The sequence below is a fragment of the Sporosarcina sp. P25 genome (assembly GCF_002743235.1).
GTDB classification, from domain to species: domain Bacteria; phylum Bacillota; class Bacilli; order Bacillales_A; family Planococcaceae; genus Sporosarcina; species Sporosarcina ureae_B.
Genome location: NZ_PDYV01000023.1, coordinates 24736 through 41821, shown reverse-complemented (window position 1 = coordinate 41821; position 17086 = coordinate 24736). Strand labels below are relative to the sequence as shown.

Annotated in this window: 16 protein-coding genes; 7 read left to right on the top strand and 9 right to left on the bottom strand. The window is 43.5% G+C overall.

Annotated elements, in window-relative coordinates; all coding sequences use genetic code 11:
• Positions 1-487 precede the first annotated feature (487 nt).
• From CSV70_RS14790 to CSV70_RS14780, 3 genes are read right to left on the bottom strand one after another with little or no spacing between them, the layout of a single operon-like run.
• The gene (locus CSV70_RS14790; RefSeq protein WP_369822366.1) at positions 488-2287 is read right to left on the bottom strand and encodes an acyl-CoA dehydrogenase family protein; all 1800 of its coding nucleotides are present in this window, start codon (positions 2285-2287) and stop codon (positions 488-490) included.
• A gap of 31 nt (positions 2288-2318) precedes the next feature.
• Positions 2319-3494: an acetyl-CoA C-acetyltransferase gene (locus tag CSV70_RS14785; RefSeq protein ID WP_099629425.1), complete on the bottom strand. Its 1176-nt coding sequence runs from the start codon at positions 3492-3494 to the stop codon at positions 2319-2321.
• Between the two features lie 27 nt (positions 3495-3521).
• Positions 3522-5948 (bottom strand): 3-hydroxyacyl-CoA dehydrogenase/enoyl-CoA hydratase family protein, encoded by a 2427-nt coding sequence (locus CSV70_RS14780; RefSeq protein WP_483315632.1) that lies wholly within the window; start codon positions 5946-5948, stop codon positions 3522-3524.
• 166 nt (positions 5949-6114) lie between these two features.
• Between CSV70_RS14780 and CSV70_RS14775 the strand changes: the two genes are divergently transcribed.
• Entirely contained in the window at positions 6115-6435 is a 321-nt protein-coding gene (locus CSV70_RS14775; protein WP_085131471.1) for a thioredoxin family protein, read from the top strand.
• 26 nt (positions 6436-6461) lie between these two features.
• Here the strand turns inward: CSV70_RS14775 and CSV70_RS14770 are convergent, their stop codons facing one another.
• The gene (locus CSV70_RS14770; RefSeq protein ID WP_099629423.1) at positions 6462-6644 is read right to left on the bottom strand and encodes a hypothetical protein; all 183 of its coding nucleotides are present in this window, start codon (positions 6642-6644) and stop codon (positions 6462-6464) included.
• A gap of 51 nt (positions 6645-6695) precedes the next feature.
• Between CSV70_RS14770 and CSV70_RS14765 the strand changes: the two genes are divergently transcribed.
• Positions 6696-7211: a C39 family peptidase gene (locus CSV70_RS14765; RefSeq protein WP_099629422.1), complete on the top strand. Its 516-nt coding sequence runs from the start codon at positions 6696-6698 to the stop codon at positions 7209-7211.
• Here the strand turns inward: CSV70_RS14765 and CSV70_RS14760 are convergent.
• On the bottom strand, positions 7200-8087 hold the full coding sequence (locus CSV70_RS14760; RefSeq protein WP_099629421.1) for a 5'-3' exonuclease: 888 nt from the start codon (positions 8085-8087) through the stop codon (positions 7200-7202). The genes CSV70_RS14765 and CSV70_RS14760 overlap by 12 nt on opposite strands.
• A gap of 114 nt (positions 8088-8201) precedes the next feature.
• On the opposite strand from CSV70_RS14760, the gene CSV70_RS14755 reads away from it, so the two are divergent.
• On the top strand, positions 8202-8717 hold the full coding sequence (locus tag CSV70_RS14755) for a hypothetical protein (RefSeq protein WP_369822365.1): 516 nt from the start codon (positions 8202-8204) through the stop codon (positions 8715-8717).
• 25 nt (positions 8718-8742) lie between these two features.
• The gene (locus CSV70_RS14750) at positions 8743-9387 is read left to right on the top strand and encodes a hypothetical protein (RefSeq protein WP_099629420.1); all 645 of its coding nucleotides are present in this window, start codon (positions 8743-8745) and stop codon (positions 9385-9387) included.
• Positions 9388-9558: 171 nt separating this feature from the next.
• Here the strand turns inward: CSV70_RS14750 and CSV70_RS14745 are convergent, their stop codons facing one another.
• From CSV70_RS14745 to CSV70_RS14730, 4 genes are all read right to left on the bottom strand, one after another.
• Positions 9559-10245, bottom strand: coding sequence for a DNA alkylation repair protein (locus tag CSV70_RS14745; RefSeq protein ID WP_099629419.1), 687 nt, complete (start codon positions 10243-10245; stop codon positions 9559-9561).
• Positions 10246-10268: 23 nt separating this feature from the next.
• Positions 10269-10682 (bottom strand): CotY/CotZ family spore coat protein, encoded by a 414-nt coding sequence (locus CSV70_RS14740; protein WP_099627341.1) that lies wholly within the window; start codon positions 10680-10682, stop codon positions 10269-10271.
• A 107-nt stretch (positions 10683-10789) separates the two neighbouring features.
• On the bottom strand, positions 10790-11809 hold the full coding sequence (locus CSV70_RS14735; RefSeq protein ID WP_099629418.1) for a YheC/YheD family endospore coat-associated protein: 1020 nt from the start codon (positions 11807-11809) through the stop codon (positions 10790-10792).
• A gap of 6 nt (positions 11810-11815) precedes the next feature.
• Positions 11816-13039 carry an ATP-grasp domain-containing protein gene (locus CSV70_RS14730; RefSeq protein ID WP_099629417.1) on the bottom strand — a complete coding sequence of 408 codons (1224 nt, stop codon included), beginning with the start codon at positions 13037-13039 and terminating at the stop codon, positions 11816-11818.
• 313 nt (positions 13040-13352) lie between these two features.
• Between CSV70_RS14730 and CSV70_RS14725 the strand changes: the two genes are divergently transcribed.
• From CSV70_RS14725 to CSV70_RS14715, 3 genes are all read left to right on the top strand, one after another.
• Positions 13353-14753, top strand: a complete 1401-nt coding sequence (locus tag CSV70_RS14725) for an FAD-binding oxidoreductase (protein WP_099629416.1) — start codon at positions 13353-13355, stop codon at positions 14751-14753.
• Positions 14750-15730, top strand: a complete 981-nt coding sequence (locus tag CSV70_RS14720; RefSeq protein ID WP_085131482.1) for a bile acid:sodium symporter family protein — start codon at positions 14750-14752, stop codon at positions 15728-15730. Before CSV70_RS14725 ends, CSV70_RS14720 begins: the two co-directional genes overlap by 4 nt.
• 186 nt (positions 15731-15916) lie before the next feature.
• The gene (locus CSV70_RS14715; RefSeq protein WP_085131483.1) at positions 15917-17050 is read left to right on the top strand and encodes a CapA family protein; all 1134 of its coding nucleotides are present in this window, start codon (positions 15917-15919) and stop codon (positions 17048-17050) included.
• The last annotated feature ends 36 nt before the right edge of the window (positions 17051-17086 follow it).

Sequence of the window (17086 nt, the reverse complement as noted above, 5' to 3'; positions counted from 1 at the left end):
CCACTATCCACGTAGGATGGAAGCGGAAGTTGGGGCGACTCCTGGAGGATCAGCGTGAGTTCGAGACCCTGGACTGAACGAAGTGAGGGAAGCGGCTCGGGCCACGCCCTCAGGAAAGCGTCCCCAACTGGAGCTTTCATCCCTTCACACACACAAATTCTCTCACCACGCCAAAGCACTTGCTTTTGAACGTAACCATGTTCAAAGACAACAATAACTAACACACCTCCTCCAGTAAGTGATTCAACTACCCCCACTATCCACGTAGGATTGTAACGGAAGCTGGGGGCGACTCCCGGAGGATCAGCCCGATCAGGTGAGACAACTAAGAGAGCGAAGCGAACAGTTGGCTCACCGCGGGCCCTCGGGAAAGCGTCCCCCAGCTGCAGTGGAAATCCCATGACGTCACTCTTCACTCACTGAACTTGAACAACTCCAACCAAAACAAAAAACGCCCCACATAGGAGGCGTTCTGTCTAAACTATACTCACACGATATACTTCTCTGCTTCGATCAGCTTCTCTGCCGCTTCACGCTTCTTCGCAATCAAGTTATACGGATTATTACGAGTCAACTTACGCAAAGCCGAAATCATCATACGCTGGTTGTCGCCGTCGACCGCTGCAAGCAACGTCTCTTTTGCTGCCGCTTCGATACGTCCGAACGCTTCCTGACAGAAGATCTGTGTATAAAGAAGCTTCTGGTTCTCTTTCTCTTCACCATTCTTGTTGATCGCCTTCTCCGTACGAAGCACTGCAGACTCCATACCGAATAAATCATTCGCAATATCTGCGATGTTCACAAGAATCTCCTGCTCCTGATCGAGCTTCGTACCGTAACGCTGTGCTGCAAGTCCTGCAACCAAGATGCCGATCTTCTTCGCGTTCTTCACAAGCGCCTTTTCTTGAGCCAATGCTTCATCGCCCACTTCTTCCGGCATCAGCATTAACAACTCTTCTTGCAACGCTTGTGCTTGTTGAAGCAATGGCAATTCGCCTTTCATTGCTTTCTTCAAGAACGTGCCTGGGACGATCATGCGGTTGATTTCATTTGTTCCTTCGAAGATACGGTTGATACGAGAGTCACGGTAAATACGCTCTACTTCGTACTCCGCCATGAAACCGTAACCGCCGTGAATTTGAACGGCTTCGTCAGAAATATAGTCCAAAACTTCTGAACCTACTACTTTATTGATAGAACATTCAATTGCGTATTCAGCAATGGATGCCGCCACTTTTGCACCGTCTTTTTGCTCTTCCGGGCTCATCGCCGCGTTACGCTCTTCAAAGTATCCAACTGTACGATAGATCAAACTTTCTGTTGCGTACAACATAGAAGCCATCGTACCAAACTTTTCTTTCGTTAAGTTAAATGAAGAAATCGGTGTGTCGAACTGCTTACGCTGGTTAGCATATTTGATAGCCAATTCAAGTGCACGCTTCGATCCGCCGATTGTACCTACTCCAAGCTTGTAACGACCGATGTTCAAAATGTTGAACGCGATCACGTGTCCGCGACCAATTTCACCTAATAAGTTTTCAACAGGTACTTCTGCATCTTCTAGAATCAATGTACGTGTAGATGATGATTTAATACCCATTTTCTTCTCTTCCGGTCCAACTGAAACGCCCGGGTACTCTTTTTCAACGATAAATGCTGTGAATTTGTCGCCATCTACTTTTGCGTATACTACGAAAACATCAGCAAATGCAGAGTTCGTGATCCATTGTTTTTCACCGTTCAGTATATAGTGTGTACCAGCAGCGTTTAATTTAGCAGTCGTCTTCGCGCCTAGTGCATCTGACCCTGAGCTCGGCTCTGTCAATGCATAAGCTGAGATTTTTGCTCCACTTGCAGAGTTCGGCAAGTACTTCATTTTTTGCTCATGATTACCGAATAACACAATCGGCAATGTACCGATGCCTACGTGTGCACCGTGTGTAATCGAGAAGCCGCCAGCTACTGATAATTTCTCAGCAATCAACGCAGATGAAATCTTATCTAGTGCGAGACCTTCATACTCTTCTGGAATATCTGCCGCTAGAAGTCCTAAATCTCCAGCTTTCTTCAACAATGTTACGGAGTTTTCAAACTCATGATTCTCTAGCTTTTCAATCAACGGCGTTACGTCGTTTTTTACGTACTCTTCCGTTGTTTTAGCGATCATCTTTTGCTCATCTGTAAAATCCTCTGGTGTGAAAACGCGACTAGCGTCCATGTCCTCAGTTAAAAACGCTCCACCTTTTACGAATTCTGTCATAGTAGTTCCCTCCATAGCTTTAGTCATGTAATTTCCCCCTGTTTGCTTGTCTGTTTTTTTATAGAACTTCGAATACTCCAGCTGCTCCCATTCCGCCACCGATACACATCGTGACGACACCGTACTTTTTGCCTTGGCGTTTCAATTCATTAATTAATTTCAAAGTCAAAATGGTCCCTGTTGCACCTAATGGGTGACCTGATGAAATCGCTCCACCGTTGACGTTCACTTTATCCATATCCAATCCTAGTTCGCGAATAACTGCGAGTGACTGAGATGCGAATGCTTCATTGAGCTCAAACAGATCGATGTCTTCAATAGATAGACCGGCTAGTTTCAATGCTTTTGGCACGGCTACAATTGGCCCAACTCCCATCACTTCTGGTGGAACGCCACCTACTGCGAATGAAAGGAATTTCGCCATTGGCTTCAAGCCGCGCTCTTCAGCCACTTCTCTATCCATTAATAAGACCATTCCCGCACCGTCAGAGGTTTGTGACGCATTACCTGCTGTTACGGAGCCTTTCGCCGCGAATGCCGGACGTAATTTCCCCAGTACTTCAATCGTCGTACCTGGACGCACGCCTTCATCCATTTCGAATAACATGGTTTTTTCCTGATATTTGCCGTCTGCACCGACAAAACGCTTCGTTACTTCAACCGGTACAATCTCATCAACAAACTTGTCTTCTTTGATTGCCGCTTCCGTACGTTTATGTGATTCAACTGCGAACGCGTCTTGATCTTCACGGGAGATACCATACTTTTGCGCCACTTGCTCCGCTGTATGCCCCATCCCCATATAGTATTCAGGTGCTTCTTCTGCTAGCTTATAGTTTGGACGAATCGTATTGCCCATCATCGGGACCATACTCATCGATTCAACGCCACCCGCTAAAACAGCTTCTGAGTGACCTAGCATGATGCGTTCTGCCGCATAAGCGATCGACTGCAAACCGGATGAACAAAAACGGTTGATCGTTACGGCTGGAGTGGTATCCGGTAAACCAGCCAATGCGCCGATGTTACGTGCTACGTTCATTCCTTGCTCTGCTTCTGGCATTGCACAACCGATGATTAAATCGTCGATTGGCCCATCATAATTCCCTGCACGCTTCAATGTTTCCTTTATAGTCAACGCCCCTAGATCATCCGGACGGACAGTTGCCAAAGAACCTTTTCCTGCTTTTCCAATCGGTGTTCGAGCACCGGCTACAATTACTGCTTCGCGCATTCTGTTTCCTCCTTTAGCTATCTCTCATCAGTTACGTAACGGCTTACCCTTGACCAGCATATGCTGCATTCGCTGCTGTGATTTCGGTTCTGCCACTAAACTTAAAAATGCTTCGCGTTCTAAATCAAGTAAGTACTGCTCATCGACACGTGTACCATACGGAATCTTTCCGCCTGACAGTACATATGCAAGTTTCTTCGCAATCTTCAAATCATGTTCGCTAATGAATCCAGAAATGAACATGCCTTCAGCTGCAAGCAATAATGTCGCATAGCCTGAATCGCCTGTTACAGGAACTTTCGCTCTCTTCGGCGCTACATAGCCTGCTTCATATAATGACAAAGCGGCTTGCTTCGCGTCGTAGATCAGATGATCCGGATTGACACTTATGCCGTCTGCAAAGTCGAGGAAGTTGTTCTCTCTTGCTTCTTCAGCAGATGTCGACGTTTTCGCCATGGCAATGGATTCAAATACTTTATTCGCAATATGTTGATAATCAGTAGGTACACCGTTCGGTAAACCTTTAAGGTGCTTCTGATACAAGTTGACGTTTCCGCCGCCACCTGGAATCAACCCTACGCCTACTTCAACAAGTCCTATATACGTTTCCATAGATGCTTGAATATGTGCAGCTGGAAGGCAAACTTCTGCTCCGCCACCTAGCGTCATCTGGAATGGTGCCGCCACAACCGGCTTCCCGCTATATTTAATCTTCAACATCGCGTTCTGGAATGAACGGATGACAAAGTCGAGTTCAAAGATATTATCATCTTGGGCTTCCATTAAAATCATGCCAAGGTTTGCACCGACACAGAAGTTTTTCCCTTGGTTCCCGATTACTAGTCCTTTGAAATTCTTCTCCACTTCGTCTACTGCGAAATTGATCATCTGAATGATGTCCAGACCGATCGCATTCGATTGTGAATGGAATTCCAGTAATGCTACACCATCGCCAAGGTCAATCAAGCTGGCGCCCGAGTTCTTCTTGATGACACCGTGCTTTTTCTTGTACTGCTTCAAGTTGATCGCTTTCTCATTTACTTGCACCATCTGATAGTCCGAGCCGTCGAAGTAGTACGTATCGCCATCCTCTTCTTTATAAAAAGTTTCATAGCCTTTATCGAGCAATGATTGAACAAGTTCAGGAATTTCCTTGCCTTCTTCTTTCAGCATGTCAACAGATTTCTTTACGCCGATCGCATCCCAAATTTCAAACGGCCCTTGCGTCCAGCCGAAGCCCCATTTCATTGCGTTGTCGATCGATACGATATCGTCTGCAATTTCCCCGTGAAGCTGTGCTGCATATAGCATAGTGGGTGTTAACGTATTCCACAAAATCTCGCCTGCACGATCTTTTGCATACAATAACGTCTTCATTTTATTAGCTAGTCCTTTTTGCTGTTTCGCCATTTCTATTGAAGGCGCTTTCATTTTCTGTGTAGGAACATATTCAAATGTCTTCATATCCAGTTCCATAATGTCTCGACCTTTTTTCACATAGAAGCCTTGCTTTGCTTTCGCGCCGATCCAGCCGTTATCGATCATTTTAGTTACGACATCAGGTAGTTCAAATGTTTTTTGCTCTTCACCCGTTGTCTGGTCGTAGACGTTTTTTGCAACGTGCATATACGTATCCAGTCCGACAACATCTAATGTACGGAATGTCGCGGATGTTGGGCGACCAATTAATGTGCCTGTGATCGAGTCGATTTCGCCGATTGTATAACCGCGTTCTAGCATTTCATGCAATGTCACTTGTAAACCATACGTACCGATTCGGTTACCGATAAAGTTTGGAGTATCCTTCGCAATAACGACTCCCTTACCTAAACGATCCTCGCCAAACACCGTCATGAACTCTACCACTTCAGGTGATGTCGCGTGTGTAGGAATAATCTCAAGCAATTTCAAGTATCTTGGAGGATTGAAGAAGTGCGTTCCAAGGAAGTGCTTCTGGAAATCTTCTGAACGTCCTTCTGTCATCGCTTCAATACTGATCCCCGATGTATTGGATGAAATGATAGTGCCTGGCTTACGCACATTTTCAATCTTTTCATATAAACTCTTTTTAATATCCAAGTTTTCTACGACGACTTCAATGATCCAATCTACGTCTTTTAATTGATCCAAATGGTCTTCGAAGTTTCCTGGTGTAAGTAATGATAAGCTTTTCTTCGTTGTCAGAGGCGCTGGCTTTTGTTTTTGTAATTTCTCCAATGCCGTAGCCGCAAACTTATTGCGGAATTGTGGATGATCATACGTTAATCCTTTTGCCTCGTCCTCTGCACCTAATTTTGGTGGAACGATATCTAGTAAAAGTACGGGAATGCCAATATTCGCTAAGTGCGCCGCGATACCAGAACCCATAACTCCAGATCCTAAAACTGCCGCTTTTCTAATTTGATAAGTCACGTGCAATCCTCCCTTATGTTCTTTGAATGAACACTCATTCATTTATAGCGTAAAAAAAAATACGCGTTGTCTATGAATCTAAGTATAGATCATTCGAAACTATTTCGCAATATTTAATTTGTATTTAATCAGACTTTTTAAAATAAGCAATTTAATACCAAAGCGTCCTTATTCATTGTACACTATTTATTGAATGGAGGCGATTTAAATGAAAGAAATTAAAACGGTAACTGAGTTTGAAGAAATCATTGCGAGTGACCAACCAGTACTTGTGAAGTTTGAAGCAGACTGGTGCCCAGACTGTAAGCGTATGGATATGTTCATTGATCCAATCGTTGAAAAATACGATACATACACATGGTATGAAGCGGATCGTGACGTTATTCCTGAAATTGCTGAAAAGTATGAAGTGATGGGAATCCCAAGTCTGTTAGTCTTCCAAAATGGTGAGAAGCATGCACATCTACATAGTGCGTTTGCGAAGTCACCTGAACAAGTTACGCAGTTTTTAGACGAAGTGAAGATCTAAAGATGATATGTAAAAATGCTGAGAGCCTATAGGTTCTCAGCATTTGCTTTATAGAGCGGTTGTGTAACTTGTATGAGCGGTTGCCACGCGTGATAGAGCGCATAACTGGATGGATAGAGCGAATATGGTACAACTATGAGCGCTCGGCCCGCTACATAGAGCGCATTACCAACGGGATTGAGCGGGTATACAGCAATTATGAGCGCCACACATTGCCCCCTCATCAACCAACAACATTTCCTAGAAAGGAGACGTTCTACATGTCCAAATACATAGAAGTGAAAGGCAAATCCCAATATGACCACGACATTGAACCTAGCTATCGTCCGTCGGCTTGCGGACCTGTTACAGCGTATGTTTTGCTGCGCCATTTCTTCCCTTCTGAACCAACTCCTTCTATTAATGAGTTGTATCGAACATTAGGTAGTACGAAGATTGGTTTGCCTACTTGGCGCTTTGTTCGTAGGCTGAACCAAATGGTCGGCTCGCAGTGGAATGTGAAAATTTGTACTGTACAGCAGGCTATGGAGCAAATCGATGAAGACCGTCCCGTTGCGTTAAAATTTGATAAGTGGTTCAAGTTCAAATGGCGTAGTCGATTTTCATTCGATTATCATTGGGTCGTGATGGTCGGGTATGAATACGTAGAGAATCAACTGCATGTACTCGTTCATGACCACGGTGGCAGAAATTGCGCGAGCCGTGTACGCTCCATCCCCTATGAGCCAAATAAACTGATTTTGACGTTTGTTAAAATCGAACCATTAAAACGGTGAAACAGGTAGTCCTTGTTTAGCAATCATGGAATATCCGAGTTCTTCCATCACTTTTGCTGTTTCTGCAGTGAACTCCGGAATGATCAATTCTTCTAGAGGATCGTCGAGTGTAATTTCACAATGAATCGTTGCGAGATCCTTTGAAATCATTAACATTTCCTCTTCTGCATTCAGTTTCTTTTGTACTCCTGCTGTTAATTTTTCTCTCGCCGCGAGCACACCATCGACCGAACCGTACTCCTGTATGAGCTTCAATGCCGTCTTCGGCCCAATCCCTTTCACTCCTGGATAGCCGTCACTAGAATCGCCAGTGAATGCTTTCATATCAATGAATTGCTTGGGAGTAATTCCATACTCTTCTATAAAACGAGCTTCTGTGTATTCATCATACTGCGTGAAGCCTTTTTTCGTCAGCGCAATCGACACATCGGGCTGTAGTAACTGAAGTAAATCTTTATCTCCCGATACCACTGTCAATTTTGCTTCGTCTTTCCACGTTTCAATCAGCGAACCAATCAGATCATCCGCTTCCATATTCTTGATCCCATAACTTTTCCATCCTAGTGTTTCCGATACTTCCCGTGCCATATCGAATTGGGGAATTAATTCCGGTGCTGGTGCAGGACGATGTGCTTTATAGTCTGCGAATAATTCATTACGGAATGTTTTGGATCCCATATCCCAACACACCGCTAAATGTGTCGGTTGGAAAATTGAGATGGCACTCATCGTATGCCGCGCGAATCCTTGTACGCCATTCGTTGGGACATTTGATGCATTGCGGAAAAACTGCCCGCTATGTGCCGTCGCAAAAAATGAACGGAATAACAAAGCCATTCCATCCACTACTAAAATATGCGGTTTATTTTCATTCATTCTAATCCACTTCCTTTGTTAATAGTTTAGCACAGCTGTCGTACGAAGAGATAATAAGGTCAAATAACCAACAGACTGCATATGATAAAACGAATAGAAAAGGAGGCGTAATAGTTGAATCCACAAGATGAATTTATGGGGTATCCGCAATATACAGATTCATGGCAAGGTGCTGACCCGCAAGGCTTCTCCACAGCGCAATCGTTTTCTTCATGGCAACCTTGGTTTCCGGGTATGCAAGGACCTCAAAGTTTCCCAGGTATGCAATGGTTTCCGAGTATGCCCGGCTTCCCTGCATCACCTAGTTTTCCACAGCAACCGAATTTCCCTGGGCAGCAGCCAAGTCGGCCAGGGAATCCAGCCGGTCAGGCAGCTGCTCCTACTTCCCCGCCACCGAATCAAATCCCGAGCTATCCAGAATTTCAGACGTTTGCGGTTGATCCGGGTGCCATAGCAGGTTGTTTGTATCGCTTTACGTATGTATGGACTTCACGACGTAATGGATTCTGGTTTTATCCAACATTTGTCGGTCGACAATCCGTCGCAGGGTTTCAGTGGAATCCACGCAGATTCCGCTGGGAGTATATAGGCATTGATTTGCAACGTATTGATCAGTTTCGTTGTGTGTAATGAGTCTAAATGAAGGAGTGATAGTTTGAATCAGCAAGACGAAGGCATGTGGTATCCGAAGCTACCTGACGGATATCCAAGTCAGCAGAATGAAGCACACCATCAACAGTATCGTCCGCCATATGGCCAACAACAGCAGGGGTGGCCAGGTGGGTATCCAGGATATCCACCACCAAATCAACAAAACCCGCAATGGCCTCCTAGTTATCCAGGTCACCAACAAGGGTATCCACCGCAGCATCAACCGGGTTATCCAAGTCAACCAAGTTATCCAAGTTCCCCTCATCAACCGGCTTATCCAGGACACCCTGCGTTTCCCGGACATCCTGGTCAGCAAGGATATCCAGGACATCATCAACAGCATGAGAACCACGGACATCATCAAGGACAGCCAGGAGGTCATCCACAGCAAAGTGCACCGACTTCCGCTCCTCCCAATCAAATACCGAGCTATCCGGATGCCCAACTACGCGCAGTGGATCCGGGCGGCATAGCAGGTTGCTTGTATCGGTATACGTATGTATGGACTTCACGAAACAAAGGGTTCTGGTACTACCCGACATTCGTCGGTAGAACTTCGATCGCAGGATATCGATGGGATCCACGTCAGTACCGCTGGGAGTATTATGGATTAGACTTGCAGAAGATCGATTCATTCAGGTGTATGTGAACTGAAATGTAGTGATTCGAAAGCGTTCTAAGAGAAGCCTGACGATTTGTCAGGTTTCTCTTATTTTTCATCCATCTCCAAATGCCTTCTTTATACTTTACGACCGGAACAAAGGCTCTTTAAACATGCAGTTTACATAGCTAAAAACCTAGTCACAAGACTAGGCTTTTGTTAGCGCCTTTTCATACTGCGGATCACTTTCTTCATTTCTTGTTCTACGCGCGTCGATTCCGTGATTTTCTGTAATGCTTTATTATACGTAAACAAATCCAATGAATTTCTCCCAGCTAAATAACTCATTGTGGGGTCAGGCAACTTCACAAAACAACTAGACAATGCCCATGCCACTGCCATTTTGACGTAATAGCCTTCATGTTGCACGCGATCTAGCAAACCGAGTACTCTGTCGATATAGTCGGGTTCACTATAATAAATGAGCAGCATCACAATACCGAAGCGAAGTTCATATTCTTTCTCAGAATGTACATACGGTTGAAGAAATGACCAAACACGTTCCTTATTTTGCTTAGTGAATTTCAACCCCGAACAATAACTGTCGCATACGGACCAATTATCTATTTTCGGAACAAATTTCGCTACATATAGTAAGAGCTCTTCCACGTCCGCTGTAACGTAACCAATTACTAAGCCTTGTAACATCACTTCTTCAAAATACTCATCATTCGCTGTCTGTAGATATGCTCGCCAATCATCTTTTGCAATCCTTTTTGCAAGTTTACGAAGTTCCGGCATTCGCACTCCAAGAATAGTATCGTTTGTCGGTATGAGTGCAGAGGAAAACTTTTGATAGTCTGTATCTATTTGATCAAAAATTTGTTTCCTGATGATATCGTGCATATAAGATCTCCTGTTTGTTTGTATTATTTTTTCGGTTCAATAGTGGGTAATTTTTTATCAACTAGCTTAGGGGGAAGTGGTGTGATGGTGCAAAAACAATTGATATTGACTATAATACAGCTTTTCGTCTTCTTGAGGGAGTAAAGTTCTTCGCAAGTGTCTACTGGATTGCCTTCCATATCGACTGGTTCCAATAAAGTTAAGGTTGCACAGCATGTATCCATATCGAATTTTTCCAATCTGAAATAAGGGGTCTTCATGCATTTATAATGGGCACTGAATGGTGTTTGTAATTCGCAATCATGAAGTGTAAAGGGTATCGTATCGTAGACAGGAAACGAACAGACATATTGAAATCCTTGACTGAATGTAGCCATCAATTCTTGTTCTTCCAGTAATCTCTTCATCGCAACACAAATTACACTAGGAGTCGTCATCGTTTTTCTTCCTTCCCTTCATATATACGTATCTACTATATATATGACAAGGCCGATAGAATGGTTGGGTGCGGTCATGCGTTCATTGATCATGTTTGGAATATACATTAGGTCGGTTTATTTTGCTTGGCAACATATACAGCATAGGGAACTAAGTTCTTTGCTATAGTAAATGCAAGTTCCTCATTTCCTGGTCTCCAATTCACTTCGAATATCCAAAGCTTATTATTTTCGTCGACACCTATATCAATGCCAAGCTCATCAAATTCTATGTCGAAAGTACTTTCGAATTCATTGGTAAAACGTTCAGCAAACTTCTCTAAAGTCTGTCTCATATTCCTTCGTTCATCGCCAAATTCTCTTTCTAAAAACGATCTAAGCGTCCCCATACTGCCGCCACGTGAAAGATTACTAGTCACTCTGTCCATTGTACCGATCCGCGGATAAATAATCGAAATCATCCATTTTCCTTCTCCGTTTTTCTGCACATGTAGTCTGAAATCATATGGATTGCCATCTTTAGTACGGCAGGATATATACGGCTGGACCAAATAGTCTTGCCCACTGATTAAATCTTGAAGATCGGAAATAAGTTGTTTTCGATTTGTGGTTGTCTTCTCTGTATCGATGATCTTATGGAAATGCTCTCCATCTTGCTCGACGAACCAAATCCCCCTTCCTTGACTGCCGGATACTGGTTTGATAATCACTTTTTTATATTTTTTCATAGCCTCCAACACGTCTTTAGGTTGCTCGATCCGGATCGATGGAATTAGATAGTCCACAAATTCTGGCATTTTACTAATCCTTCTATAGACACTCATTTTATTGCCGACTGAGTGTGAAGTGAAAGGAACGATTTTACTTAATTTAATATAGACGTCCATTTCCTCATCGGTCTTCATCCCGCATGCATTGTATATGACATCCGGAAACTTCATATCTTTTTCAACCCACTCGCCTTGTTCATATACATAACCTGAAATGACTTTCTTCTCAAAATCCACGCCTTGTGGTGAAAAATAGTAAAAATTCACGCCTTCCATTTTAGCGACAGCTGCCCAGGCAAAAGCTTTATCTACTCTGCTCGGGTGTTTCCTTGAATGCAACATCGCCACTGTAATCATCTGCTCTCACTCCTCATTAGATTCTATATAAAACTTGATATTCTTCGCAGCATGCAAAGCGTTTCGTTTCGCTTTTGATGCTGTTTCGCCAGAAGCTATGACATAGCCATACCGACTTCCCATCGAAATAGGCGGTGTCATGAATGTCCCTTTACGTGGTTTCACGTAGACTTCGCGCACACCTTCATGCTTCTTTGCATAATTCTTCCCTGTCACTTTCAACAGCGTGCCATACGCGTTGACGGTAATATAATGCGTATAAATATGGTTTTCGTGCTTTCTTTTCAAATTTATTTCTTCACCCATAGATAGTTTCAATGTCTCTTCCATTAAATTAATACCATATGCCTCTTCTATCATGCGATTCATGGCGCCACCCGATATTCGTGGATTCAACTCAATCAACTTCCAGGTATCCCTGACATATCGTAACTCAAGGTGACAGGCTACATTTTTTGCTCCAAGGTCGTTGCAGATAGATTCCACTGCCTTAATAAGCTTGGCGTATAGGTTTCTCTCTAGTGATAGCTGAATTTCATAACCAGTAATGATAAACTTCAAATCTTTTTGGATATCCTGTTTAATTACCGCAACTGGATGGAGCTTCCCCTCAACTACCACTAGTTCAACCAAATACTGTGGGCCATCCAAATACTCTTCAATGACAATTTGCTGGTTAGGATTTGCTTTCAACATACTCTTCATGACACGAGTCATTTCCTTTCGATCTTCAACGAGATACACATCTCTAGATGCTTTTGAAAATGGCGATTTGACGATCAGAGGAAATGTCTCTTGCTCACTGATGAACTGCTTCAAATCCGTCGATGGTTCAAAAATCATAAAATTGGGTGTCGCTTCGTTTGTAGCCAATGCGGTCCTAGTTAATGCTTTGTCCTCCATTTTTAGATAGGCATCAGCAGAAATTTTCGAATGACAAAATTCATTTGCTAGATGAGCGGTCATCGATACAAACGGATCCACGAAACTGAAAATCCCCTTCAGTTTGAATCCCAACTTCTGTATTGCGTGAATATGTTCCCGAATCGTTTCTTCCGTTATGCTGTCCATGTGAATCATTTGCGTAACTTCCGGAAACTCTTCTCTTTGATCGATAAATCTCGCATTCTCGGTTAACAACACGGTGGCATAACCTAACCTTTCTGCAGCTTTTATCGCCTCCCTGCTCGAACCACTTTTCGTAGTTTCCACAAACAAAATAGTATTCATTTCACACACTCCTTAGCCAAAGCCTGTTAATCATTTGTATGTGTTAATAAAAATACAAACAAAACAGTCAGTTATTTTTGCGTTCTTTTATTCATATGATTGGTTACTGCTAGTCAGATAGGCCTTCGAACATGCGTGAATATAGTTTTTATGCTCGTGAAACATTGAATAAAAAGAGCAAGATAAGTAAAATACCATTGAATAATTCAGATTAGTAAGTATAATAGTATAATGTTAGTTAAAATAGTTTAAAAATTCTAATCAGTGGAACTACTTTCAACATAATTCATTGATCAATAAGGAGAGAACACCTATGACAGCGACTACTGAAAATATTGTCCAGTCTTTGCAAGAAGTATTAACCGAAGAACAAGTGACCATTAATGACACCGTGCGTGAACTTCACGGAAAAGATGAGTCTTACCATACAATGAAATTACCAGATATTGTCGTGTTCCCTTCTTGTACGGAAGATGTCAGCAAGATTATGCGCCTATCGAAAGAACTAAACGTAGCCGTCATACCGTTCGGACTCGGCTCAAGCCTAGAAGGTAGTGTCATTCCGGATAGTGGTGGAATCACGATCGACTTTTCAAACATGGACGCGATTCTAGACGTACGGGCAGAAGATTTTCTCGTTACGGTACAACCAGGCGTCACGCGTACTCAATTAAATAAAGAACTGAAGAAACATGGATTGTTTTTCTCTGTCGATCCAGGGGCAGATGCGACACTTGGTGGCATGGCGGCAACAAATGCTAGCGGCACGACTTCCGTCAAGTACGGTGTCATGCGCGATCAAGTTCGCGATCTCGAAGTGGTCTTGGCAGATGGTACGGTCATCCATACCGGCAACAAAGCGGCTAAATCTGCATCTGGACTTCATTTAAATGGATTATTTGTTGGCTCAGAAGGAACACTAGGTTGCTTCACGGAGCTGACATTACGCGTCTATGGTATTCCTGAATTCACAACAGCCGCTCGTGCATCGTTCCCTACCGTTCATGATGCAGTGGAAGCAGTCGTTTCTATCTTGCAAGCAGGCATTCCGATTGCGCGGGTAGAATTGGTGGATGAGCCATCTATTAAACAAGCGAATATCTTCAGTGAAACGAATTATCAAGAAAAACCCACATTATTCTTGGAATTCCATGGCAATGAAGCAGGGTTACAGCAAGATGTCGAATTCACGAAAGAAATCGTTGCAGATCACCAGTGCACGGATATCGAATTTGAAACAGACAACGCCGAACGCAATCGACTATGGGAAGCCCGTCACAATCTGGCCTATGCATATATTCATGGAAATCCCGGCAAAAAACTAATGGTCACTGACGTCTGTCTACCGATTTCAGAACTGGCTGACGCGGTCAATCATGCACGTGAAGTAGTCGAGTCACTTGAAATGCCGGGTGGAATTGTCGGCCATGTAGGCGATGGCAACTTCCACGTCTTGCTGATGATGAATATGAATGATCCAGCAGAACTGGCGAAAGCCGATGAACTAAACGAAAAAATCGTTCGCTATGCACTGGAGCGTGGCGGTACTTGTACCGGAGAGCACGGCGTCGGAATCGGCAAACAGAAATACCAGCAAGAAGAACATGGCGCTGCACTTCTGGTCATGCAGAAAATCAAGCGAGCACTCGATCCGGATAACTTACTCAATCCAAACAAGATTTTCCATTTAGATTCTGAGGTGATGAAACCATGAAAACACTTGAAGCAATCGGCTCAATCGCTGGAAAGTACTTTGCATTTTGGGTCATTCTAGTCGCTGTGATTGCGTTCATGTTCCCGACTCCTTTTCTTGGACTAGGTGCATACATCACGATTTTACTCGGCGTTGTCATGTTCGGCATGGGACTGACGTTACGTGCGGTGGACTTCAAAATCATTTTGACCAATCCGTTACCCGTGATCATTGGTGTAGCCGCTCAATTTATTGTCATGCCATTGGCTGCATTCGGACTTGCCTATTTATTGAAACTACCACCTGAACTAGCAGCCGGTCTTGTATTGCTTGGATCTGTTCCAGGAGGTACCGCTTCAAATGTCATGGTCTATTTAGCAAAAGGAAATCTCGCATTATCTGTTGCGATGACATCCCTCTCTACTCTATTAGCACCACTTATCACGCCGCTATTATTACTATTGTTAGCTGGACAGTGGCTACCGGTGGATGCGTTGTCGATGTTCAAGTCAATCGTACAAGTCATCATCATTCCCATTGCGTTAGGACTACTCATCCAACGATTCTTCCCAAGAGGAGTTGCGAAAAGTGTAACCGTCGTACCGATTATTTCAGTTGTTGCGATTCTCATCATTGTCGCTGCGGTTACTTCCGCAAATGCAGGCAACGTCGCAAGCTCAGGTCTAATCGTATTTATCGCCGTGTTCTTGCATAACGGGATCGGATTACTTCTTGGGTATTTGATTGCACTGGGACTTGGATTGAACGAAAACGACAGACGAGCCATTTCACTTGAAGTGGGCATGCAAAACTCCGGACTGGGCGTAGCGCTTGCGACTGCGCACTTCGGACCCCTTGCTGCACTTCCAAGTGTATGGGGTGCGATTTGGCATAATATCTCGGGTCCAATTCTTGCGACAATCTGGTCGAAGAAGCCAACGAAAGATATCGAGGAACCGGAAGTTTTGATTCAAGCAAAAGCAAAAGTCAATGTATAGTAAACTGAAAATGCCAGACTTCGATGTCTTTGTCGAAGTCTGGCATTTTCTATCTATAAATAAAGAAAAAACTATTTTGTTGTTTTATTTGTAAAAATTAATTGTTTACTATTCTACTAGTATGCTATCGTTAGTTTTTGGAGACGTACTAGGAAAAGCAATTATAGATTTGGAGAGATTATTGTAATGAGAAAATGGCTTGTTGCTTCTTTGGCTTTTGTCTGGATTATAGGTGGCGTGATTTTGTGGAGCGATTGGAATAATAGAGAGCAAACATTATCTGCCAAAGCCGATGTAATAGCACAAAAAAATGCAGTAGACGGTACATCTGAAAAAATGAATAAAGTAGAACCAGATCAAAAATTAGAAGAAACGATTATTCATACGGCAACAATCGGTATGGTTGGCGATATATTATTACATAATCCAATTTACACGTATCCTCACTTCGATTTTGCATTCGAAGCGGTAAAAGAGAAGATGACCAGTATTGATTTTCTCTTGGCAAATCAGGAATCTATGCCTGGCGGTGTGGAACTTGGTTTATCTACCTATCCAAAGTTCAACAGTCCAAAACATATACTCCCCGCTTTACAAAATGTTGGCGTCGATATGGTTTCATTCGCCAACAATCACACGTTCGACAAAGGGGAAAATGGTGTGCGCAAGGCGATTGAACATGCGCAACAATATGGCATGCAGTATGTAGGTGCTTATGAATCGTTTAAAGACCGCAAGACCCAACGAATTGTCGAAGTGAACGGCATCAAAATCGGAGTGCTCGCCTATACGTACGGTACAAATGTAGAGATAGATTTACATGACAAAGAGTACTTGGTGAACTACATCGATCGTGATCGAATGGAAAATGAAATCCAACAGATGAAGCCAATGGTAGACGTGACGATCGTATCGCTGCATTGGGGTCCTGAGTATCATCTCGAAACGTCCGAAGATCAAGCAGAGCTCGCGCAATTCGTTTCGGATGCGGGTGCTGACGTGCTGTTCGGACATCACCCACATGTTCTACAACGCTATGGAGAAGTCGGACATACCAAAGTGTTCTTCTCGCTCGGCAATTTCTATTCTGCCCAACCGTTCGATTATACGAACTTCGGCGGAATCGCCAGACTGTCTGTAACGAAAGAACAAACGGGTGGGCAAAAGACTGTCACTATCGAAGATCCACGCTTTTTCCCGACGGGCGTCATTAAAGATCAAAATAAGCGCTTTAAAGTCGTACCACTTAACAAAGCCCATTCCACCATTCATTACACTGAAGAATGGGTGGAAAACCATGTCGGTGTACCGAAATGGTAACGAGATAAAACAAATAACGCCTTTCTAATCAATCGA

Coding starts and splice junctions, on each gene's coding strand:
- CSV70_RS14790 (WP_369822366.1), bottom strand. CDS start 2,287: ATGACTAAAGCTATGGAGGGAACTACTATGACAGAATTCGTAAAAGGT.
- CSV70_RS14785 (WP_099629425.1), bottom strand. CDS start 3,494: ATGCGCGAAGCAGTAATTGTAGCCGGTGCTCGAACACCGATTGGAAAA.
- CSV70_RS14780 (WP_483315632.1), bottom strand. CDS start 5,948: ATGAATGAGTGTTCATTCAAAGAACATAAGGGAGGATTGCACGTGACT.
- CSV70_RS14775 (WP_085131471.1), top strand. CDS start 6,115: ATGAAAGAAATTAAAACGGTAACTGAGTTTGAAGAAATCATTGCGAGT.
- CSV70_RS14765 (WP_099629422.1), top strand. CDS start 6,696: ATGTCCAAATACATAGAAGTGAAAGGCAAATCCCAATATGACCACGAC.
- CSV70_RS14760 (WP_099629421.1), bottom strand. CDS start 8,087: ATGAATGAAAATAAACCGCATATTTTAGTAGTGGATGGAATGGCTTTG.
- CSV70_RS14745 (WP_099629419.1), bottom strand. CDS start 10,245: ATGCACGATATCATCAGGAAACAAATTTTTGATCAAATAGATACAGAC.
- CSV70_RS14740 (WP_099627341.1), bottom strand. CDS start 10,682: ATGACGACTCCTAGTGTAATTTGTGTTGCGATGAAGAGATTACTGGAA.
- CSV70_RS14735 (WP_099629418.1), bottom strand. CDS start 11,809: ATGATTACAGTGGCGATGTTGCATTCAAGGAAACACCCGAGCAGAGTA.
- CSV70_RS14730 (WP_099629417.1), bottom strand. CDS start 13,039: ATGAATACTATTTTGTTTGTGGAAACTACGAAAAGTGGTTCGAGCAGG.
- CSV70_RS14725 (WP_099629416.1), top strand. CDS start 13,353: ATGACAGCGACTACTGAAAATATTGTCCAGTCTTTGCAAGAAGTATTA.
- CSV70_RS14720 (WP_085131482.1), top strand. CDS start 14,750: ATGAAAACACTTGAAGCAATCGGCTCAATCGCTGGAAAGTACTTTGCA.
- CSV70_RS14715 (WP_085131483.1), top strand. CDS start 15,917: ATGAGAAAATGGCTTGTTGCTTCTTTGGCTTTTGTCTGGATTATAGGT.